At 39.9% G+C, this 569-nt stretch carries 1 protein-coding gene; it reads left to right on the top strand.

All coding sequences use genetic code 11. The features are described 5' to 3' along the window. Positions 1-569, top strand: a 569-nt coding sequence (locus tag R7Q48_RS29665) for a DEAD/DEAH box helicase family protein (RefSeq protein ID WP_318133955.1), incomplete at both ends; no start/stop codon positions are given.

The raw sequence follows: 569 nt of genomic DNA, 5'->3' as shown, positions 1-569 counted from the left end.
ATTTCAAGAAGTCTACTTAACGTCTCAGGCATGTAAGCTAGACATCAACAATGATGAGTTGATAGAACATGCGTTCAAGCTGCTCAGACAAGCTGTGCAAACGTCTACTGCATCTATTGATGTTGTGAAGTCTTTTGCTTCAACATTCTTTGAAATCAGTGACGATGAGATCAATCAGCGTTTACGCTCCGTCAGGCTAAAGGAGAATGAAGCGATCACTCTGTCCCTGAACTTTTCAGAAGCAAAGACGGTTTCCTGTTTAAACAACATCGACTTATCGTTAAACCGAGTTAATGTTATCTCTGCTGAAACAGGGACGGGGAAAACAACGTATGTCATTGATAATTATCTTCGTGATCTTCTGAAAAAGGATTCGAACTTAAGAGTTGCCATCATTGCTCATAAAAACGAAATCAATAATAACATAAATTATAAGATCTCAACGCTGCTACCCAATGCGAAGGAAGCAAATCACAACACTAAGTCATTAAGAAAGCTTGAAGAGGCACAAATCATCGTTTCAACCACAAACTCACTGCCTAACATGCTGCAGTATGTACTCGGCTGCG

The sequence above is a fragment of the Vibrio sp. 378 genome (genome assembly GCF_033339435.1).
The sequence above is the reverse complement of the archived record's forward strand: the minus strand, read 5'-3'. Positions and strand labels throughout refer to the sequence as shown.